13 protein-coding genes are annotated in these 17035 nt (G+C 53.1%); 6 read left to right on the top strand and 7 right to left on the bottom strand.

Going from position 1 to position 17035, the window contains the following annotated elements; genetic code table 11:
• Positions 1-95: 95 nt before the first annotated feature.
• The 3 genes from yidC to rpmH form a co-directional block, all read right to left on the bottom strand.
• A complete protein-coding gene (gene yidC / locus V8L71_RS11890; RefSeq protein WP_101145076.1) occupies positions 96-1805 on the bottom strand; it encodes a membrane protein insertase YidC in 1710 nt (569 codons plus the stop codon).
• Between the two features lie 121 nt (positions 1806-1926).
• On the bottom strand, positions 1927-2319 hold the full coding sequence (rnpA, locus tag V8L71_RS11885) for a ribonuclease P protein component (protein WP_101145075.1): 393 nt from the start codon (positions 2317-2319) through the stop codon (positions 1927-1929).
• A 13-nt stretch (positions 2320-2332) separates the two neighbouring features.
• Positions 2333-2467 (bottom strand): 50S ribosomal protein L34, encoded by a 135-nt coding sequence (gene rpmH / locus V8L71_RS11880; RefSeq protein WP_008959105.1) that lies wholly within the window; start codon positions 2465-2467, stop codon positions 2333-2335.
• Between the two features lie 534 nt (positions 2468-3001).
• Here rpmH and dnaA point away from each other — a divergent pair.
• The 4 genes from dnaA to gyrB all read left to right on the top strand — a co-directional run bounded on the left by dnaA (position 3002) and on the right by gyrB (position 9334).
• Positions 3002-4468, top strand: coding sequence for a chromosomal replication initiator protein DnaA (dnaA, locus tag V8L71_RS11875; RefSeq protein WP_008959106.1), 1467 nt, complete (start codon positions 3002-3004; stop codon positions 4466-4468).
• A gap of 60 nt (positions 4469-4528) precedes the next feature.
• Complete coding sequence (gene dnaN, locus V8L71_RS11870; protein WP_101145074.1) at positions 4529-5632, top strand: DNA polymerase III subunit beta; 1104 nt, start codon at positions 4529-4531, stop codon at positions 5630-5632.
• 126 nt (positions 5633-5758) lie between these two features.
• Positions 5759-6862, top strand: a complete 1104-nt coding sequence (recF, locus tag V8L71_RS11865) for a DNA replication/repair protein RecF (protein ID WP_101145073.1) — start codon at positions 5759-5761, stop codon at positions 6860-6862.
• A gap of 51 nt (positions 6863-6913) precedes the next feature.
• Positions 6914-9334 carry a DNA topoisomerase (ATP-hydrolyzing) subunit B gene (gene gyrB, locus V8L71_RS11860; protein ID WP_101145072.1) on the top strand — a complete coding sequence of 807 codons (2421 nt, stop codon included), beginning with the start codon at positions 6914-6916 and terminating at the stop codon, positions 9332-9334.
• Between the two features lie 108 nt (positions 9335-9442).
• On the opposite strand, the gene gmhB is transcribed toward gyrB, so the two are convergent.
• From gmhB to glyQ, 3 genes are all read right to left on the bottom strand, one after another.
• Entirely contained in the window at positions 9443-10000 is a 558-nt protein-coding gene (gene gmhB, locus V8L71_RS11855; protein ID WP_101145071.1) for a D-glycero-beta-D-manno-heptose 1,7-bisphosphate 7-phosphatase, read from the bottom strand.
• A gap of 167 nt (positions 10001-10167) precedes the next feature.
• Complete coding sequence (glyS, locus tag V8L71_RS11850; RefSeq protein WP_101145070.1) at positions 10168-12234, bottom strand: glycine--tRNA ligase subunit beta; 2067 nt, start codon at positions 12232-12234, stop codon at positions 10168-10170.
• Positions 12234-13205 carry a glycine--tRNA ligase subunit alpha gene (glyQ, locus tag V8L71_RS11845; RefSeq protein WP_101145069.1) on the bottom strand — a complete coding sequence of 324 codons (972 nt, stop codon included), beginning with the start codon at positions 13203-13205 and terminating at the stop codon, positions 12234-12236. Before glyQ ends, glyS begins: the two co-directional genes overlap by 1 nt.
• Positions 13206-13314: 109 nt before the next feature.
• On the opposite strand from glyQ, the gene rfaD reads away from it, so the two are divergent.
• Entirely contained in the window at positions 13315-14271 is a 957-nt protein-coding gene (gene rfaD / locus V8L71_RS11840; RefSeq protein WP_101145068.1) for an ADP-glyceromanno-heptose 6-epimerase, read from the top strand.
• Entirely contained in the window at positions 14264-15307 is a 1044-nt protein-coding gene (gene waaF / locus V8L71_RS11835; protein WP_101145067.1) for a lipopolysaccharide heptosyltransferase II, read from the top strand. The genes rfaD and waaF overlap by 8 nt, the downstream gene beginning before the upstream one ends.
• Here the strand turns inward: waaF and V8L71_RS11830 are convergent.
• On the bottom strand, positions 15297-16952 hold the full coding sequence (locus V8L71_RS11830) for a sulfatase-like hydrolase/transferase (protein ID WP_101145066.1): 1656 nt from the start codon (positions 16950-16952) through the stop codon (positions 15297-15299). The two genes, waaF and V8L71_RS11830, sit on opposite strands and share 11 nt — an antisense overlap.
• Positions 16953-17035: the final 83 nt, after the last annotated feature.

Here is a 17035-nt window from a genome sequence, read left to right as displayed (position 1 = left end):
TCTTTAATGGATGCGTACAGTGTGAGTTTGTCGTCTTTAAAACGCCAGACCCCCGCACTGGGCGGGGGTCTGAAGGCTTCAACTACCACGGCAGGCTATTTGGTCTTCATGCCTTTGCCGATGGTCGGGTCATTCTCGATTTTGCGCGTAATGTAGTACTGCTGCGCCACCGAAATGATGTTGTTGACCACCCAGTAGATGACCAGACCTGCCGGGAACCACAGGAAGAAGAAGGTAAAGATGATGGGGAGCATCTTCATGATCTTCGCCTGCATCGGATCCGGGGGCGTCGGGTTCAACATTTGCTGAACAAACATCGAAATACCCATCAGGATCGGCAGAATGAAGTACGGATCTTTCACCGATAGATCCTGAATCCAGAAGATAAAAGGTGCGTGTCGCAGTTCGACCGATTCCAGCAACATCCAGTAAAGCGCGATGAAGACCGGCATCTGAATCACAATAGGTAGACAGCCCCCCAGCGGATTGATCTTCTCCTTCTGGTAGAACTTCATCATCTCTTGCGACATCTTCTGACGATCGTCGCCATACATCTCTTTCAGGCGCTGCATTTCAGGGCCAAGCTTACGCATACGGCCCATGGATTTGTACGCTTTGGCGGAAAGCGGGAACAGTACGGTCTTAACCAGTACCGTTAGCAATACAATCGACCAGCCCCAGTTACCGACGATGTCGTGGATCTTATCCAGCAACCAGAAGAGGGGGTTGGCGATAAACCATAGCCAGCCGTAATCCACAGTTAAGCGAAGGTTAGGTGCCACCTGCTCTAGGTAGTCCTGAATCTTCGGCCCCATATAAAGGGTAGCACCTAACGTGGCTTCGCCTTCTGCAGCAATACTGCTAGTCGGGCCAGCAAAGGCTACGACGTTACGATTACTTGAGTCGGTGGTAACGTAGTAAAGGTTTAGCTGATCCTGTGGAGGTGCCCATGCCGATACAAAGTAGTGCTGAATGATCGCAATCCATCCGCCCAGGGCTTCGCGATTTTCAAAGTTACTGGCTTGAATATCCTCGAAGTCGATCTTTTCGTAGCGTGCATCCGGCGTTGAGTAGGCAGCCCCCAGATAGGAGTTCATACCCATTGAAACGCCGCTTGAAGGATCCGGGCTATTATCGCGTGCTAACTGGCCAATAAAGCGCGCACTGACCGGTGCATCGGTGTTATTGGCTAGGTAGTAATTGACGTTGACCGCATAACTGCCGCGCTCAAACGTGAGGCGCTTAATCACCTCGACGCCGTTAACGTCGGCGGTCAGATCGACGCTCAGTTCTTCATCGTTATCGCCTAACCGATAGTCGGTATTTTCGGGCGTGAACGCGATGCGGCTTGCCTGGCCATCAAGCTGAAGGCCTGAACGGGCCACGTAGCTACGGCTGCTGTTATCCGACAACAACACGTAGTTCCGCTCTGAGTCGAGGGAAAGTTTGTGTTGCGGTAAAGCGGCATAAACAATATCGCCACCGTGTGGATCAATGCGTACATCAAGAACATCGGTCGTTACGGCAATGAAATCACGGCTAGACGTTTCGCTTTCAGTATCGCCAGGAATACCTTCACCAACCGCATTTGGCTGCGATGTGGTACTCGGAACGGCTAAGCCGCCCTCGCCATCGTCAACATTGCTGGATGGTACTGAATTGCTAGATGGTGCTGAATTACTGCGTTGAGTCGTTTCAGGCACTGAATCGTAATTCGGCTGCCCGTAATCCTGATTCCACTGGACGACTAGCAAGTACGCCAGTACGGCTAGTGGAATCAGTAATAAAAGTCGTTTTACGTCCATGAGGGTTCTGCCCGCTGGGTGGTGAACATGCTAATGGCGCAGTGTCATTTACTCGACCCTTGACACACGAAAGCCTGCCAGGCGGCAGGCCGAGGTCGAGCGGCGAGGTGTGCACCAAAGGTCACGTGTCACGCTCTGGCGTTGGTGCTGCGATCACCGCCTGTGCGTCACGCTGAAGTCGCTTCCACATGCCGTGTAACTGGCGATGCAAGGTGTCGTTGTCGATATCCTGAACGCCGCGTCGGGCAAGCACCACGATATCCACAGAGGGTAAGTGATCTTGACGAAGACGGACAGATTCTCGAACGAGACGCTTGAAACGGTTGCGATCTACGGCGCGTTTGACATTTTTTTTGCTGACTACCAGTCCAAGGCGGGGGTATCCCCGAGTACTCAAGCGAACTAACGCCATCATACCTTTGCCATGCACTTTCAGGTCGGCTTGCTCAAACACGTGACTGAAATCCCCAGCATTTAGTAACCGTAATTGCCGGGGAAAGCCTTGCTGCGGCACACGCAATCCGAGATCAGGCGCTCAGACGCTTGCGGCCCTTGGCACGGCGACGTGCGAGGACGGCGCGACCGTTTTTGGTTGCCATACGAGCACGGAAGCCATGCGCGCGCTTGCGCTTGAGAACGCTAGGTTGAAAAGTGCGTTTCATAACTCGTTATTCCCACGTGGTTTAGGACGGAAAGTGAATTCCAAAAAGCCCGGTCCAGTGAGGAACTAGCCGGGGAGATTCAATTCAAGACCGGAAATTGTAGAGACTTCCTTTGCTGGGTGCAATTTTTCCTTGCATAAAAAGCGTTGTGGCGTCATTGCGGCCATGCTGGCAGCGATGGATATAGCAAACAACACTCTCGCTATTATTACTAATAGGTAGTTCTAAACCTGTTGTTATTAATAGTGGGGATACTATTTGTGGATAAGTTGTTTTAATTATTATTTATCAATAGCCTATAATCATAAAAAATCTGTGTGTAAGTTCCGTATAAACAGTCTACAAGATGTTAACTAGATGTGTTTAACCCAAACGTAAGTCGCTTTCTTGTTAATTATCCCCGTTCCTCCACACGGTTTTCCCGTAGGCTCACTGCAAGTTGTCCACAGGGCAATATTCAACCTTAAACCCGTGTGGATAACCGAAGCTTTGGGCGCTACAATGGTCGGCCGTTTTCAACCGATGGTGAGATGAGTGTCACTGACGCTTTGGCAACAGTGCCTGGACAACCTGCAGGATGAGCTGAATTCACAGCAGTTCAATACCTGGATACGCCCGCTGCAGGCAGAAGAAGGAGAGTCCAACGAGCTGCGCTTATTGGCGCCGAATCGCTTTGTGCGCGATTGGGTGAGCGATAAGTATGCCAAGCGGATTAGTGAACTAATGCGTGAGCTCGCGCCGGCCAAGCCGCCGAAAGTGAGTTTGACGGTAGGTAGCCGCCGCCCGGCCACGCAGGCTCCTCAGCATCGCGACTTGGGCAACCCCGTATCGGCTTCTCCATCGCGTCCTTCGGCACCGGCTGTTCATACGCCTCCGCGCGGCGATATTGCGGACGAGCGTGAAATAGACAGGCTACGTGATGAAGCTCCCAGTCGGCGTAATAATGAGCGCCAAGTACAAGTAGAGGGCAGCCTGAAACATGGTAGCGGGCTAAATCCTAATTTTACTTTCGATACGTTTGTTGAAGGTAAATCGAACCAGCTGGCTCGCGCTGCCTCCCGTCAGGTGTCTGAAAACCCCGGCGGCGCTTATAACCCGCTGTTTTTATATGGCGGCGTGGGCCTCGGTAAAACCCACTTGATGCACGCCGTGGGTAATGCACTGGCAACGCGGCGCGAAAATGCCCGTGTGGTCTATCTGCACTCAGAGCGTTTTGTCGCCGATATGGTCAAGGCGTTACAGCTCAATGCGATTAACGATTTCAAGCGCTTTTATCGCAGCGTTGATGCATTACTTATTGATGATATTCAGTTTTTCGCTGGCAAAGAGCGTTCCCAGGAAGAGTTTTTTCATACCTTCAATGCGTTATTAGAAGGTGGTCAGCAAATGATCCTGACCTCTGACCGCTATCCTAAAGAGATCAGTGGGGTAGAGGAGCGCCTTAAATCACGCTTTGGTTGGGGGCTCACGGTCGCGATAGAGCCGCCAGAGCTTGAAACTCGTGTCGCGATCTTGATGAAAAAGGCCGACCAAGCTAAGGTCGATTTGCCTCACGATGCAGCTTTCTTTATTGCTCAGAAAATTCGTTCCAACGTGCGCGAATTAGAAGGTGCATTGAAAAAGGTCATCGCTGATTCGCACTTCATGGGTAAAACGATTACCCAAGACTTTATTCGCGAATCGCTGAAGGATTTGTTGGCCCTTCAAGACAAGCAGGTGGGCGTCGATAATATTCAGCGCACAGTCGCGGAGTATTACAAGATCAAGGTAGCGGACTTGCTCTCCAAGCGCCGTTCACGCTCGGTTGCCCGGCCTCGTCAGGTGGCGATGGCGCTTGCCAAGGAGTTAACCAATCATAGCTTGCCGGAGATTGGCGATGCCTTTGGTGGGCGTGACCACACAACGGTGTTACACGCTTGCCGAAAAGTGAAATCATTGCAGGAAGAGAGCGCGGATATTCGTGAGGATTACAAGAATCTGCTGCGCCTGTTGACCAGTTAACCACCCTATGGGACGGGCCTGTTACGCGCAGGTCTTTCAGGATATAGAACCGGAGTATTGATGAAATTTTCGATTTCCCGAGAGGCGCTGTTACGTCCGCTGACTCTGGTCGCAGGTGTTGTCGAGCGCCGCCAAACGCTACCTGTACTTTCGAATGTGCTGATTCAGGTAGAGGGCGACCAGGTGTCGCTGACCGGTACTGACTTAGAGGTTGAGCTTGTTGGGCGCACGGTGGCCAGCCAGGTGGATCAGGCAGGTGCAGCAACGGTGCCTGCTCGCAAGCTGATGGATATTTGTAAATCACTGCCTGATCAGTCCGATATTCAGCTAGCCGTTGAAGAGGGCCGTGCGGTCTTACGCAGTGGCCGTTCACGCTTTACCTTGTCGACACTTCCGGTAGCCGAGTTCCCCAATATAGAAGATGCGGATGGCAGTCAGGAAATCAGCGTACCTCGCGGTACCTTAAAGCACCTGATTGAAGCCACCTCATTTGCGATGGCGCAGCAAGATGTACGTTATTACCTCAACGGTATGCTGCTGGAAATCCAAAGCAACCTGCTGCGTACGGTCGCGACTGACGGTCACCGCTTGGCGATGTGCTCACGCCCGATTGAAGTGTCTGTTAGTCAGTCACAAAAGCTGATTGTACCCCGCAAGGGTATCCTTGAGCTGTCGCGCTTGCTGGATGACAGTGATGAGCCTGTCAGCTTGACGCTGGGCTCCAGCCATGTACGTGCTCACACGGGCGATTTCACCTTCACCTCTAAGCTCATTGACGGCAAATTCCCTGACTATGAACGCGTAGTGCCGCGCAACGGCGATAAAGTGCTGATTGCAGAACGCGCCGCGCTGCGCCAAGTGCTTTCGCGTACCGCTATTCTCTCTAATGAGAAATACCGTGGTGTCCGGCTATACCTTGAGGAAAACAACCTTAAAGTAATGGCCAACAACCCGGAGCAGGAAGAAGCCGAGGAAAATATCGCTGTTGAGTATAACGGCGGCGCGATGGAGGTCGGTTTTAACGTTGGCTATCTAGTCGATGTGCTGACGGTGCTGAACGAAGAGCGCGTGCAGATTACCCTGGCCGACCCCAATAGCAGTGCACTGCTTGAAGAGCCAGGCGGTGGTGATGCACTCTATGTTGTTATGCCGATGCGCCTGTAAAAGGTCTTTGGATCATAGCATTGCATATGCAAGCTACATTAGCGGCGCTTCTGGTAGCAGAAGCGCCGCTTCCTCATTGGGTGCAATACTCTCTATTTGCGGACTATTTTAAGTGGTGATAATAGGATGAGCCTGACACTGCTTAATTTCCATGGATTGCGTAACCTCCAGCCAGTTGAAATGACGCCCTCATCACGTATTAACGTCATTAGTGGCGCCAATGGCAGTGGTAAAACCAGTCTTCTCGAAGGCGTGCATATTCTAGGTATGGGACGCTCGTTCCGTACGCGGCAGTTGAAACACGCCATTCAAGCCGATAAGCCGCATATGACACTGTACGGACGGTTAAGCGGTGAGCCTGAGATTACCCTTGGCGTGCGCCGTTTGCGTGCCCAGAGAGAGCTAGAGCTTCGTCTGAAGGGAGATAAAAACGCCCGCTTGGCAGAGCTAGTCGAAGCGATGCCGTTGCAGCTAATCAACCCTGACGCTTTTCGACTGCTTGAAGGTTCTCCTGCTGGTCGCCGTGAGTTTCTCGATTGGGGAGTGTTTCACGTGAAACATGACTTTTTGGGAATCTGGAAGCGTAACCGGCGTGCGTTGAAACATCGGAATGCACTGCTCAGGCGTGGTAGAATACACCCTCAGGAAATGGTGGTGTGGGAGCAGGAGCTCGCCATTTGGGGTGAACAGATGGATGCGTTGCGCCGTGCGTGGTTCAGTGACTTTTTGCCAGTCTTTGAAGAGACACTTAAAGTGCTACTTCCACTACCTGGGTTGTCGATTCATTACGCGAGGGGCTGGGACAAAGAGCGGTCTCTTTCAGCAGTGTTACACGATAGCCGCCCCACTGATCAACAAATGGGCTTCACGCAGCAAGGCCCGCAGCGCGCAGATTTACGTATCAGAGTAAATAAGCAGCCTGCTATTGAAGTGCTTTCCAGAGGCCAGCAAAAGTTAGTGGTGAGCGCTTTGAAACTCGCCCAAGGGCGGTTTCTGGAAAGAACAGCACAGCGGCACTGTATTTATCTCATCGACGATTTGCCAGCAGAACTTGATGAGCAAAATCGGCATCAGTTTTGTGGATTACTTGAAGACATGCAGTGCCAAGCATTTATTACCAGCGTCGAACCTTCTGCGTTAAGTAGTACCTGGCGGCCTGATACTTTGGTGAAGATGTTTCACGTGAAACATACTGAACAAGGGCTGAGCCAGTTAGTGCTGGCTAGCTAGCGCGAAGGGTAGACGATACGGAACGAGACAGACTTCACGACGGAGTGGTCAATGAGCGAGCAGGCTTACGATTCATCAAGCATTAAGGTGCTCAAGGGGCTGGACGCAGTGCGTAAGCGTCCAGGTATGTATATTGGTGACACCGACGACGGTACCGGTCTGCACCACATGGTCTTCGAGTTGGTGGATAACTCCATCGATGAGGCCTTGGCTGGGCACTGCAGCGAAATTCGCGTTGTCATTCACCCGGATGAGTCAGTCACCGTTAGTGATAACGGCCGCGGCGTACCCACTGAACTTCACGAAGGGGAGGGGGTATCCGCTGCTGAAGTTATCATGACGGTGCTGCACGCAGGCGGCAAATTCGACGATAACTCCTATAAAGTTTCCGGTGGGTTACATGGCGTTGGTGTTTCTGTCGTAAACGCATTGTCTGCCGAGCTGCGCTTGACCATTTGGCGCCAGGGCGAAGTGTTTGAACAGATGTACCATCACGGTGTGCCTCAAGCACCATTGAGCGTTGTAGGCAAAACCGAAAAAAGTGGTACCCGCGTTCATTTCCGCCCCTCTCCAGAAACGTTTGGCAATATCGAGTTCCATTTCGATATTCTTGCCAAGCGGTTGCGTGAACTCTCTTTCTTGAATTCCGGTGTTGCTATCCGATTGCTGGATGAGCGCAGCGGTAAAGAAGAGCTATTCCATTACGAAGGCGGCTTAAAAGCCTTTGTTGATCACCTCAATACCAATAAAAGTGTCATTAACCCGGTATTCCACTTTAACGCTATTCGTGAAGATGGCGTTGAAGTTGAGGTGGCCATGCAGTGGAGCGAAGCCTTCACTGAAAATATTTTCTGTTACACTAATAATATTCCTCAGCGAGACGGTGGCGCGCACTTGGCGGGCTTCCGAGCGGGGCTTACCCGCACGCTCAATAACTATATTGAAGCTGAAAACCTGCTCAAAAAAGCCAAGGTAAATACCACGGGTGACGACGCCCGTGAAGGCTTGACTGCGATTATTTCGGTCAAAGTACCAGATCCTAAATTTTCGTCGCAAACGAAAGATAAGCTAGTCTCCAGCGAAGTTAAGACTGCCGTTGAGCAGGAGATGAGCCGCCTCTTTTCTGAGTATCTGGTTGAAAAGCCTAACGAAGCCAAAGCGATCGTTAATAAGATGCTGGATGCGGCGCGTGCTCGTGAAGCCGCCCGCAAGGCGCGTGACATGACCCGCCGTAAAGGCGCGCTGGATATTGCTGGCTTGCCCGGTAAGCTGGCGGATTGTCAGGAAAAAGATCCAAGCCAGTCTGAACTCTACCTTGTGGAGGGTGATTCGGCAGGTGGCAGTGCCAAGCAGGGCCGTGACCGGCGTACCCAAGCTATTTTGCCGCTCAAGGGTAAAATCCTGAATGTTGAAAAAGCGCGTTTTGATAAAATGCTCTCTTCAGCTGAAGTAGGCACATTGATCACTGCACTTGGCTGTGGCATTGGCCGTGAAGAGTTCAACCCCGATAAGCTGCGTTACCACTCCGTCATTATCATGACCGATGCGGACGTGGATGGCTCGCATATCCGTACGCTGCTGCTGACATTCTTCTTCCGTCAGATGCCGGAACTGATCGAGCGCGGCCATATCTTTATCGCCCAGCCGCCGCTATATAAAATCAAGCGCGGTAAGCAAGAGCTCTACCTGAAAGATGAGCAGGCGATGGTGGACTACTTGACTACCACAGCCCTGGATGGTGCTGGCCTGCACGTTAATGCCAATGCACCAGGCATCTCGGGTTCTCAGTTAGAAACGCTAGTAAACCAGTACCGTAACGTCATGAAACGGATTGATCGCTTGTCACGGGTTTACCCCAATGAAGTGCTCAAGCAGATCATTCATACGTCCGCGCTTAAAGGTGAAGAAAGCCTGAAAGATCGCGTAACCATGCAGAACTGGATTGATGAAATTCAGAAGACCATGGATGACATGGTTGCCTATGAAGGTGGTCCGCGTTATCACTTCCACCTTCAAGAAGATTCTGAACGTGGACTTTTCCTACCTACCGTATCGCTGGTGGCTCACGGTGTGACCACAGAGTACACGTGGGGACTCGACTTCTTTGAAAGCGCTGATTATCGGGGCATCGCTGAGTTGGGCGAAACGCTGGATGGCTTCCTTGAAGAGGGCGCATTTATTGCCCGGGGTGAGCGTCAGAAGCCTGTATCTCACTTCTCCGAAGTGCTGGCATGGCTGATGCAAGAGGGCCAGCGTGGTCTATCGGTGCAGCGTTATAAAGGTCTGGGTGAAATGAATCCGGATCAGCTGTGGGATACGACGATGGATCCTGATAGCCGCCGTATGCTGCGTGTGACGATCGAAGATGCCGTGGGTGCTGACATGATGTTCAACACGCTGATGGGTGATGACGTTGAACCACGTCGCGACTTCATCGAAACTAATGCGCTGGTGGCTAACCTGGACGTATAAGAGACGTTTGCTACTACCGTCATGTGTTTCACGTGAAACATATGACGATCATTAACGAAAAGCGCCGCTAATCTCTCCTAGCGGCGCTTTTTTATTGCAGATCGGTATCTACTGCTTCGTGGTGATCAGCCAGTCCACAAAGTGGGCTAAATCATCGAAAGCATGTGCTTTTTCAAGCCCAATACCCTTGGCTTCTGTTTTTGCTCCTTTTCCAGTTCTAACCAGTACGGTACGACAGCCAACTGCTTCGCCTGCTTGTAAATCTCGCAGGCTGTCTCCTACCATCCAGCTCCCTGCCAAGCTTGCCAGCCCCAACTGCTGCTGAATCTGATGCAGCATTCCAGGCAATGGTTTACGGCATTGACATTTATCGCTAGGCCCATGGGGGCAGTAGGCGATGTGAGCGATGCTTCCGCCTTCCTTTTCCACCAACGCTAACAAGCGATCATGCATGCTCTGGAGCGTTGCTTCATCATAATAGCCACGAGCGATGCCCGACTGATTGGTCGCCACCACTACCGTAAATCCTGCATGACTGAGGCGACCAATGGCGGCAATTGAAGAAGGGTAGGGCACCCATTCATCAAGGGATTTTATATAGGCATCAGAATCATGATTGATGACGCCGTCACGATCCAGGATGACAAGTTTTTCGGCACTCAGCATAGAAATCCTATTGGTACGGTTGTCGGCGATACTTTCTGTCCGCTATTTATATCGACTATCTTACTTCGGACTCGCAACAGTGTTTCACGTGAAACACGTATTACCAGTCAACAAAAAAGCCCAGTCGTCTAAACGGCTGGGCTTGTGAGCGACCAATCAAGCAATGGCTACTGGGGCAGAAGTGAAATATCGGCCACTTCTAAGAATAGCGCTTGAAGGCTAGCGAGTAGGGCCAAGCGGTTGCGCTGAATAGCGGGGTCATCCGTCATCACCATGACCTGGTCAAAGAAAGCATCTACCGGTTCACGCAGGGTGGCAAGAGTATCCAATGCTTGCTGATAGTTGCCTGCAGCAAACAGCGGGGCAACCTGTGTCTGGCTTCCGCTCACCGCATCGAACAACGCTCGTTCGGCATCTTCCTGCAATAAGTTTTGATCGACCTGGGTACTGCCATTGTGCTCTTGCTTAGCCAGGATGTTAGAAACACGCTTGTTAGCGGCTGCCAACGCGGCTGCTTCGTCACGCTGGGCAAAGGCCTTCACGGCCCGCAGGCGGCGAGCGAAGTCGAGAGGATTGGTCACCGGGCGAGCGCGTACCGCAAGGTACATTTCAGCACTGATGCCTTCTTCCTGGCCCCAGGCGCGGAAGCGATCCAGCATATAGGTCAGCACATCCTCAACTAGGCCATCGGCTTTGGGTAGACGTTGGTGCTGCTCAGCGGCTACGGTGAGCAGCTCGCGCAAGTCAAGATCCAGCTCACCTTTGATCAGAATGTTGAGCACGCCAATCGATGCACGGCGTAAAGCAAAGGGATCCTTTGCGCCGGTGGGGCGTTGTCCAATACCGAAGATACCTACCAGGGTATCCAGCCTATCAGCCAGGGCTAACGCCTTGCCGGTCGCGCTCTGGGGAATGACATCCATAGCGAATCGCGGCAGGTACTGCTCTTCGAGCGCTTGGGAAACCTCTGCAGGCTCACCATCCTGCTCGGCGTAGTAGCGCCCCATGATGCCCTGTAGTTCGGGGAATTCGAGCACCATTTCGGTCACGAGGTCACATTTGGCAAGCGACACGGCGCGCTGAGCATGCGCGACATCGCCACTGATTTGCTCAGCAATGAAAGAAGCAGTGGCGGTGCCACGACGCGCCTTGTCAGCCAGAGTGCCCAGTTGCTGTTGAAAGACCACGCTTTCCAACTGCGGGATACGCGAGGCCAGTGTATGCTTGCGGTCGGTATCGTAGAAAAACGCTGCGTCGGCGAGGCGAGGGCGAATGACCTTCTCGTTACCGGCAATGACCTGGTCGGGGTCGGCGCTATCGATATTGGCGATGGTGATAAATAGCGGTTTTAGCTTGCCCTGGTCATCTAGTAAATGAAAATATTTTTGGTTGGCCTTCATCGAAGAGATCAGGCACTCGGCAGGCACTTCCAGGAAGCGCTCATCAAAACTGCCGGTCAGTGCTACCGGCCATTCCACCAAGCCGCTGACTTCGACCAGTAGGTCTTCATCAATAACCGCCATGGCTTCTTGCACTTCGGCTTCTGCCAGCACCTGCTCACGTATGCGTTCGCGACGCCGCTCGCGGTCCACCAGCACGTAAGCATTTTCCAGCGTAGCCACGTATTCATCGGCATGGGTCAACTGAATGGCATCAGGGGCGTGGAAGCGATGACCGTAAGTGGTACAGCTTGCCTGTAGGCCTAGCGCCTCAGCAGCCACGACATCGCTACCGTAAAGTGCTACCAGCCAATGAACCGGACGCGAGAACTCAACCCGTGAAGCGCCCCAGCGCATGTTTTTAGGCACCGGGAGGGCGCTGATGGCTTTGCGGATAATCTCGGGCAGCAGCGCTTGAATAGACTCACCCGGCTGCTGCTCGCGGTAGCCAAGCCAAGTGCCTTTATCGGTTTCCAAATGAATCAGCTCATCGACGCTAACCCCGCAGGAGCGGGCGAAGCCTTCTGCAGCTTTCGTGGCAACGCCATCCTTAAAGGCCGCCGCCAGCGCGGGGCCACGGCGCTCAACGTCGCGGTCAGGCTGTTTATCGGCCAGCTCACGCACTTGAACCGCTAAACGACGCGGGGTCGCAAAGGCTGTCACGCTGGCGAAGGGAACGTCGGCTTCTTGCAGGCCTTTCTCAATGCCTGCGGCAAACGCATCGGAAAGCGCATCCAGGGCCGTGGGCGGTAGCTCTTCTGCACCCAGTTCTAGTAAAAGCGTATTAACAGCCATTAGTCGTCTCCCTGATCGGCGAGTAGCTCTTGTAACAGTTCTCGGCGAAGTGTTTCTGGCGCCATAGGGAAACCTTCGGCCTTGCGCGACTCAAAGTAGGCGGTGGCCACATCGCGGGCCATGGTGCGAACGCGTAAAATAAAACGCTGACGCTCGGTCACCGAGATAGCGTGACGGGCGTCCAGCAGATTGAATGTATGCGATGCCTTCAGAACTTGCTCGTAGGCAGGTAGCGGCAGGCTGGCGGCGAGCAATTTGCCACACTCTTTTTCCTGATGGTCAAAGTTAGCAAATAGCTGATCCACATCGGCATGTTCAAAGTTGTAAGTGGACTGCTCGCGTTCGTTTTGCAGATACACATCGCCATAGGTGACCTTGCTACCGTCTGGGGCAATGGCCCAAATCAGGTCATAGACGCTATCGACGTCCTGCAAGTACATGGCAATACGCTCAAGCCCATAGGTCAGTTCGCCGGTAACCGGGTAGCACTCAATGCCACCTGCCTGCTGAAAATAGGTAAACTGGGTGACTTCCATGCCGTTTAACCAGATTTCCCAGCCCAGGCCCCAGGCGCCTAGCGTTGGGGATTCCCAGTTATCTTCGACAAAGCGGATGTCATGGATCAGTGGGTCGAGACCGAGCCGCTTGAGTGAGCCCAGATAAAGATCCTGCAGGTTGCTTGGCGATGGCTTCATCACCACCTGAAACTGGTAGTAGTGCTGAAGGCGGTTAGGGTTCTCACCATAGCGGCCATCAGTAGGGCGCCTTGAAGGCTGCACATAGGCCGCGTTCCAGGTTTCGGGGCCAATCGCCCGCAAGAAGGTGGCGGGGTGGAAGGTGCCCGCGCCGACTTCCATATCGAGCGGCTGAAGGATGACACAGCCTTGTTCTGCCCAGTACTGCTGCAGAGCAAGGATCAGGCCTTGAAAGGTCGACACATCAGGTGTCGATTGGTTTGTCGAAACACTCATCGCGGAAAGCACCGTTGACCATGAATTCATAAGGCGTCAAGTATACAATCCTAGGCAGATGGGTTATAGGCACGTATGCCAACAAGCCGCGTTAGGTAAGGAGAACAGTATGATTGTGGTAACAGGCGGTGCCGGTTTTATCGGGGCCAACATAGTGAAAGCACTGAATGCCCGTGGCCGAAACGATGTAATGGTGGTCGATGATCTGCGCGATGGCACCAAATTCGTCAACCTGGCCGACTGCACGCTGGCGGATTATCTGGATAAAGATGATTTCCTTGCCAGGATAAAAGCTGCCTTGAAAGGGGAAAGCGTCGACTTGCCTACCATTGACGCCATTTTCCACGAAGGCGCCTGCTCAGATACCACCGAGTGGGATGGCCATTACATGATGGAAAATAACTTCGAGTACTCCAAAGTGCTGCTTAACTACTGCGAGCAGCAGGGTATCCCCTTCTTGTACGCGTCATCGGCGGCGACCTATGGCGGCAGCGAGGTTTTCAAAGAGGTACCGGAATGCGAAAAGCCACTCAACGTTTACGGCTATTCCAAACTGCTGTTCGATCAGCACGTGCGTGCGCGGTGGAGCGAGTTGACCACACAAGTGGTGGGCTTTCGTTACTTCAATGTCTACGGCCCCCGGGAACAGCACAAAGGCAAAATGGCCAGCGTGGCGTACCACAATCATCTGCAAATCCGTAACGGCGAAACCCTGAAGCTGTTCGGCGCCTATGGCGGGTATGAGGCGGGTATGCAGAGCCGCGACTTCGTTTATGTCGGTGATGTGGTCGATGTGAATCTCTGGTTTCTGGATCATCCTGACCAGTCGGGCATCTTCAATCTTGGTACTGGTCGTGCAGAGCCTTTCAAAGCGATTGGTGAAGCCGTTATCGACTTTTATGGCAAAGGCGAGATCGATTACATTGCCTTCCCTGAAGAGTTGAAAGGGCGCTATCAGAGCTATACCCGGGCGGACATTAACCAGCTACGCGCCAGTGGCTGCGATGTGGAGTTTAAAACCGTTGCTCAAGGGGTTAAGGCCTACTTGGGGTGGCTAAATGGCTAACTCAGCTCAGCGCTTGCTGGTAATTGGCCCTTCGTGGGTCGGTGATATGGTCATGGCACAAAGCCTGTTTATGACTTTAAAAGCCCGCCAGCCAGGCGCGACGATAGGGGTGGTCGCGCCCGCGTGGTCGCAGCCTATTTTAGAACGCATGCCCGAGGTGGATGAGGTGTTGCCGCTGGCGGTTGGTCATGGCGAATTTGGTTTGGCCAGCCGCCGCGAACTCGCCAGCCGCCTAAGGGGGCGATTCGATCGCGCGATTGTATTGCCGCGTTCTTGGAAGGCCGCGCTGGTGCCCTTTCTTGCCCGCATTCCTGAGCGCGTCGGCTTCGTCGGTGAGCATCGCTATGGGCTTCTCAAAGAGCGTCGTAAGCTTGATAAGCAGGTATTGGATCAAACGGTAAAGCGCTTTGTTTCGCTCGGCCTACCCCTTGAAGAGGCGGCTAGCGGTGATTTTGCTCTGCCCAAGCCACGCCTGCAGATTGACCGCGATAATCTGGTTAATTTACGCCTGACGCATTCGCTTTCATCACGTACTGCGATTGGCATGATGCCGGGCGCTGAATACGGCCCCGCCAAGCAGTGGCCGATCAGTTACTTTCACACGTTAGCAAAACGCTTGGTAAACGAAGGTTTTGAAGTGCGGGTGTTGGGCGGCGACAAGGATCACCCAGCAGGCGAGGAAATAACGCAGGGGCTTGCCCATGCCCATAACCTGTGCGGCAAAACACAATTGGCCGATGCCGTTGATTTGCTGGCGGACTGTCGGCAAGTGGTCACCAATGACTCGGGCTTGATGCATGTGGCCGCAGCGGTAGGCGTTCGCATCCATGCGCTATATGGCTCTTCATCGCCCGCCTACACGCCGCCGTTGACCGATAATGCGGTGATTCACTATCTAGGGCTTTCCTGTTCGCCGTGCTTTCAGCGTACCTGTCCTTTGGGGCATACCAACTGCCTAAATGAGTTAAGTGTCGAGCAGGTATACCAACAGATCCATGCGTCTCATCCTCGGGAAAGCATCATTACTAATGGCTGAGCTCCACTTCATCGGCGAGATCGGCGGGCGTTTCCACGGTTTGCTGTTGCGAAGAGAGCTCGTCGGTTTCACGGCGCTGAGGAGAGATGCCTTCCCAGAGGCGGTGCTGCAGCGCTGTCTCTTCCCTGAGGCGCTCGTTGAGTACTTCGATGCCATGCGCTTCGACCAGCGTTCGTTGATCACTAAACAGCGACGTGCCTAAGCCCGCCCGGCTGCGTTCTAAGCGAAAACCTAGCGCATCCAACAACGTGGGGAAGACGTCCAGCATGGTGGCATCGCGACGAATACGTTGCGGCTGGATATCATCACCTATCATGATGAGGGTGTTGTCGCGATCAAGCGCCGTTAATTGATCCCACACTGACACCCGCATAGTTAGGTGGTCGCTGAGTATTACCACCAGCGTATTGTCGAGTAACCCTTCGCTCTTCAAGCGGCCAATTAAATCTCGGGCAAGCCATGTGGAACACTTGACCGAGTAAAGAATATCCTGCCCGTCAAACTCTCCCTGCTGCTTTACGCAAGATTGGGAAGGGTATCCATTGGGTGCATGGCCTGCCAAATTAAGCGTTACCACCCCCCAGGGGCCGTTATCCTCTTTTTCCAATCGCCGGATTTCGTCAGCGGTAATGTCATAGAGGGTGTCATCGTACAGCCCCCAACTATTGACATACTCTGGATCGCTCAACTGCGGCTCTAACTCTTCACGTCCTTGAACGGTATTGAATTGGTGGCCGCGATAGAACAGTCCTTTACCCGCGAACTGAGTGCTAGCACCGCCTAGATAGCTTAGTTGGTAGCCCTGTTCAGCAAGGATGTCGCCCAAACAATCGACGCCAGGGACAACCTTGGAAAGAGGCTCAAACTGGCTGTCATGAAGGAGCCCTGCAGGCATCAATGGCACGCCGCACTGGCTGGCAATCATGCCCGCCATCGTCCAGCCCGTATTATCCATCTGGCGCACGCCCTCAAAGACGGTGCCCTGTTTCCCCAACTCGTTGAGGCTGGCGTAAGCATCCCCAAATATGTCATTGGAGTAGGTGCGCTCTATGCTTTCCAGATATAGGATGAGTAGGTTAGGTGCGTCCCTTAGATGTTCAGTGGGGGGTGGCTTATAGCGTCGGTCTAGCCAGGCGCCATCATCAGTGACTATCGCCGCGCTGCGCTGGCCTAGGCCATAAAGTAGCGGGTTGCTAGCCAGCAACAAAATAGCGAAAAAGCGCTCGGCTAACCGCCAGCGCTGGTCGTGGCGCGACAGCCACGTCACGGCTGCTAGTACGCCGATCATTATCAGTGTATAGAGCACCGCGGAAATCATTTTGCCTGCGCCACCATGCTCTGCCATGCCTGCCTGGAGGTGAAAAAACACCGCACCCAGATCGACAATGCCAAAGCTATCCGCCAAGTAAACGTAAACACCCCAAAGACTTAACGGTACCAGTGACCAGGGCCACATTTTACGATAACGGGCGTTGGCAGGTCGGCCCCAGCGTAGCTTATGCCCTACACCAATCCATGCCGCGGCTACAAAAAATAGCGTCCACCAGGGCAGGCGGGTCATTACCGTGACGGTATAACCCAGGCAGAGGCCGATTGTAACCAGCGGTAGCCAAGGGGTGCGTTTGAGTGACATTAATGCAGGCATGCGTCTCCAAATAAAAGCTCTTAAAAGCAGTTATTCTATTATTTTAGGATTTATAAGCTCTTTTGGGTAGTCGTTTCTTCACT

The organism is Vreelandella indica (assembly GCF_037070225.1).
Lineage (GTDB): Bacteria > Pseudomonadota > Gammaproteobacteria > Pseudomonadales > Halomonadaceae > Vreelandella > Vreelandella arctica.
Note: the sequence above shows the minus strand (reverse complement) of the source record. Positions and strands in the feature narration are given on the sequence as shown.

Bases quoted from the DNA above. Each gene is read 5' to 3' on its own strand.
- rpmH (WP_008959105.1), bottom strand. From the start codon at position 2,467: ATGAAACGCACTTTTCAACCTAGCGTTCTCAAGCGCAAGCGCGCGCAT.
- waaF (WP_101145067.1), top strand. From the start codon at position 14,264: ATGGCTAACTCAGCTCAGCGCTTGCTGGTAATTGGCCCTTCGTGGGTC.
- gyrB (WP_101145072.1), top strand. From the start codon at position 6,914: ATGAGCGAGCAGGCTTACGATTCATCAAGCATTAAGGTGCTCAAGGGG.
- recF (WP_101145073.1), top strand. From the start codon at position 5,759: ATGAGCCTGACACTGCTTAATTTCCATGGATTGCGTAACCTCCAGCCA.
- gmhB (WP_101145071.1), bottom strand. From the start codon at position 10,000: ATGCTGAGTGCCGAAAAACTTGTCATCCTGGATCGTGACGGCGTCATC.
- glyS (WP_101145070.1), bottom strand. From the start codon at position 12,234: ATGGCTGTTAATACGCTTTTACTAGAACTGGGTGCAGAAGAGCTACCG.
- dnaN (WP_101145074.1), top strand. From the start codon at position 4,529: ATGAAATTTTCGATTTCCCGAGAGGCGCTGTTACGTCCGCTGACTCTG.
- rfaD (WP_101145068.1), top strand. From the start codon at position 13,315: ATGATTGTGGTAACAGGCGGTGCCGGTTTTATCGGGGCCAACATAGTG.
- glyQ (WP_101145069.1), bottom strand. From the start codon at position 13,205: ATGAGTGTTTCGACAAACCAATCGACACCTGATGTGTCGACCTTTCAA.
- yidC (WP_101145076.1), bottom strand. From the start codon at position 1,805: ATGGACGTAAAACGACTTTTATTACTGATTCCACTAGCCGTACTGGCG.
- V8L71_RS11830 (WP_101145066.1), bottom strand. From the start codon at position 16,952: ATGCCTGCATTAATGTCACTCAAACGCACCCCTTGGCTACCGCTGGTT.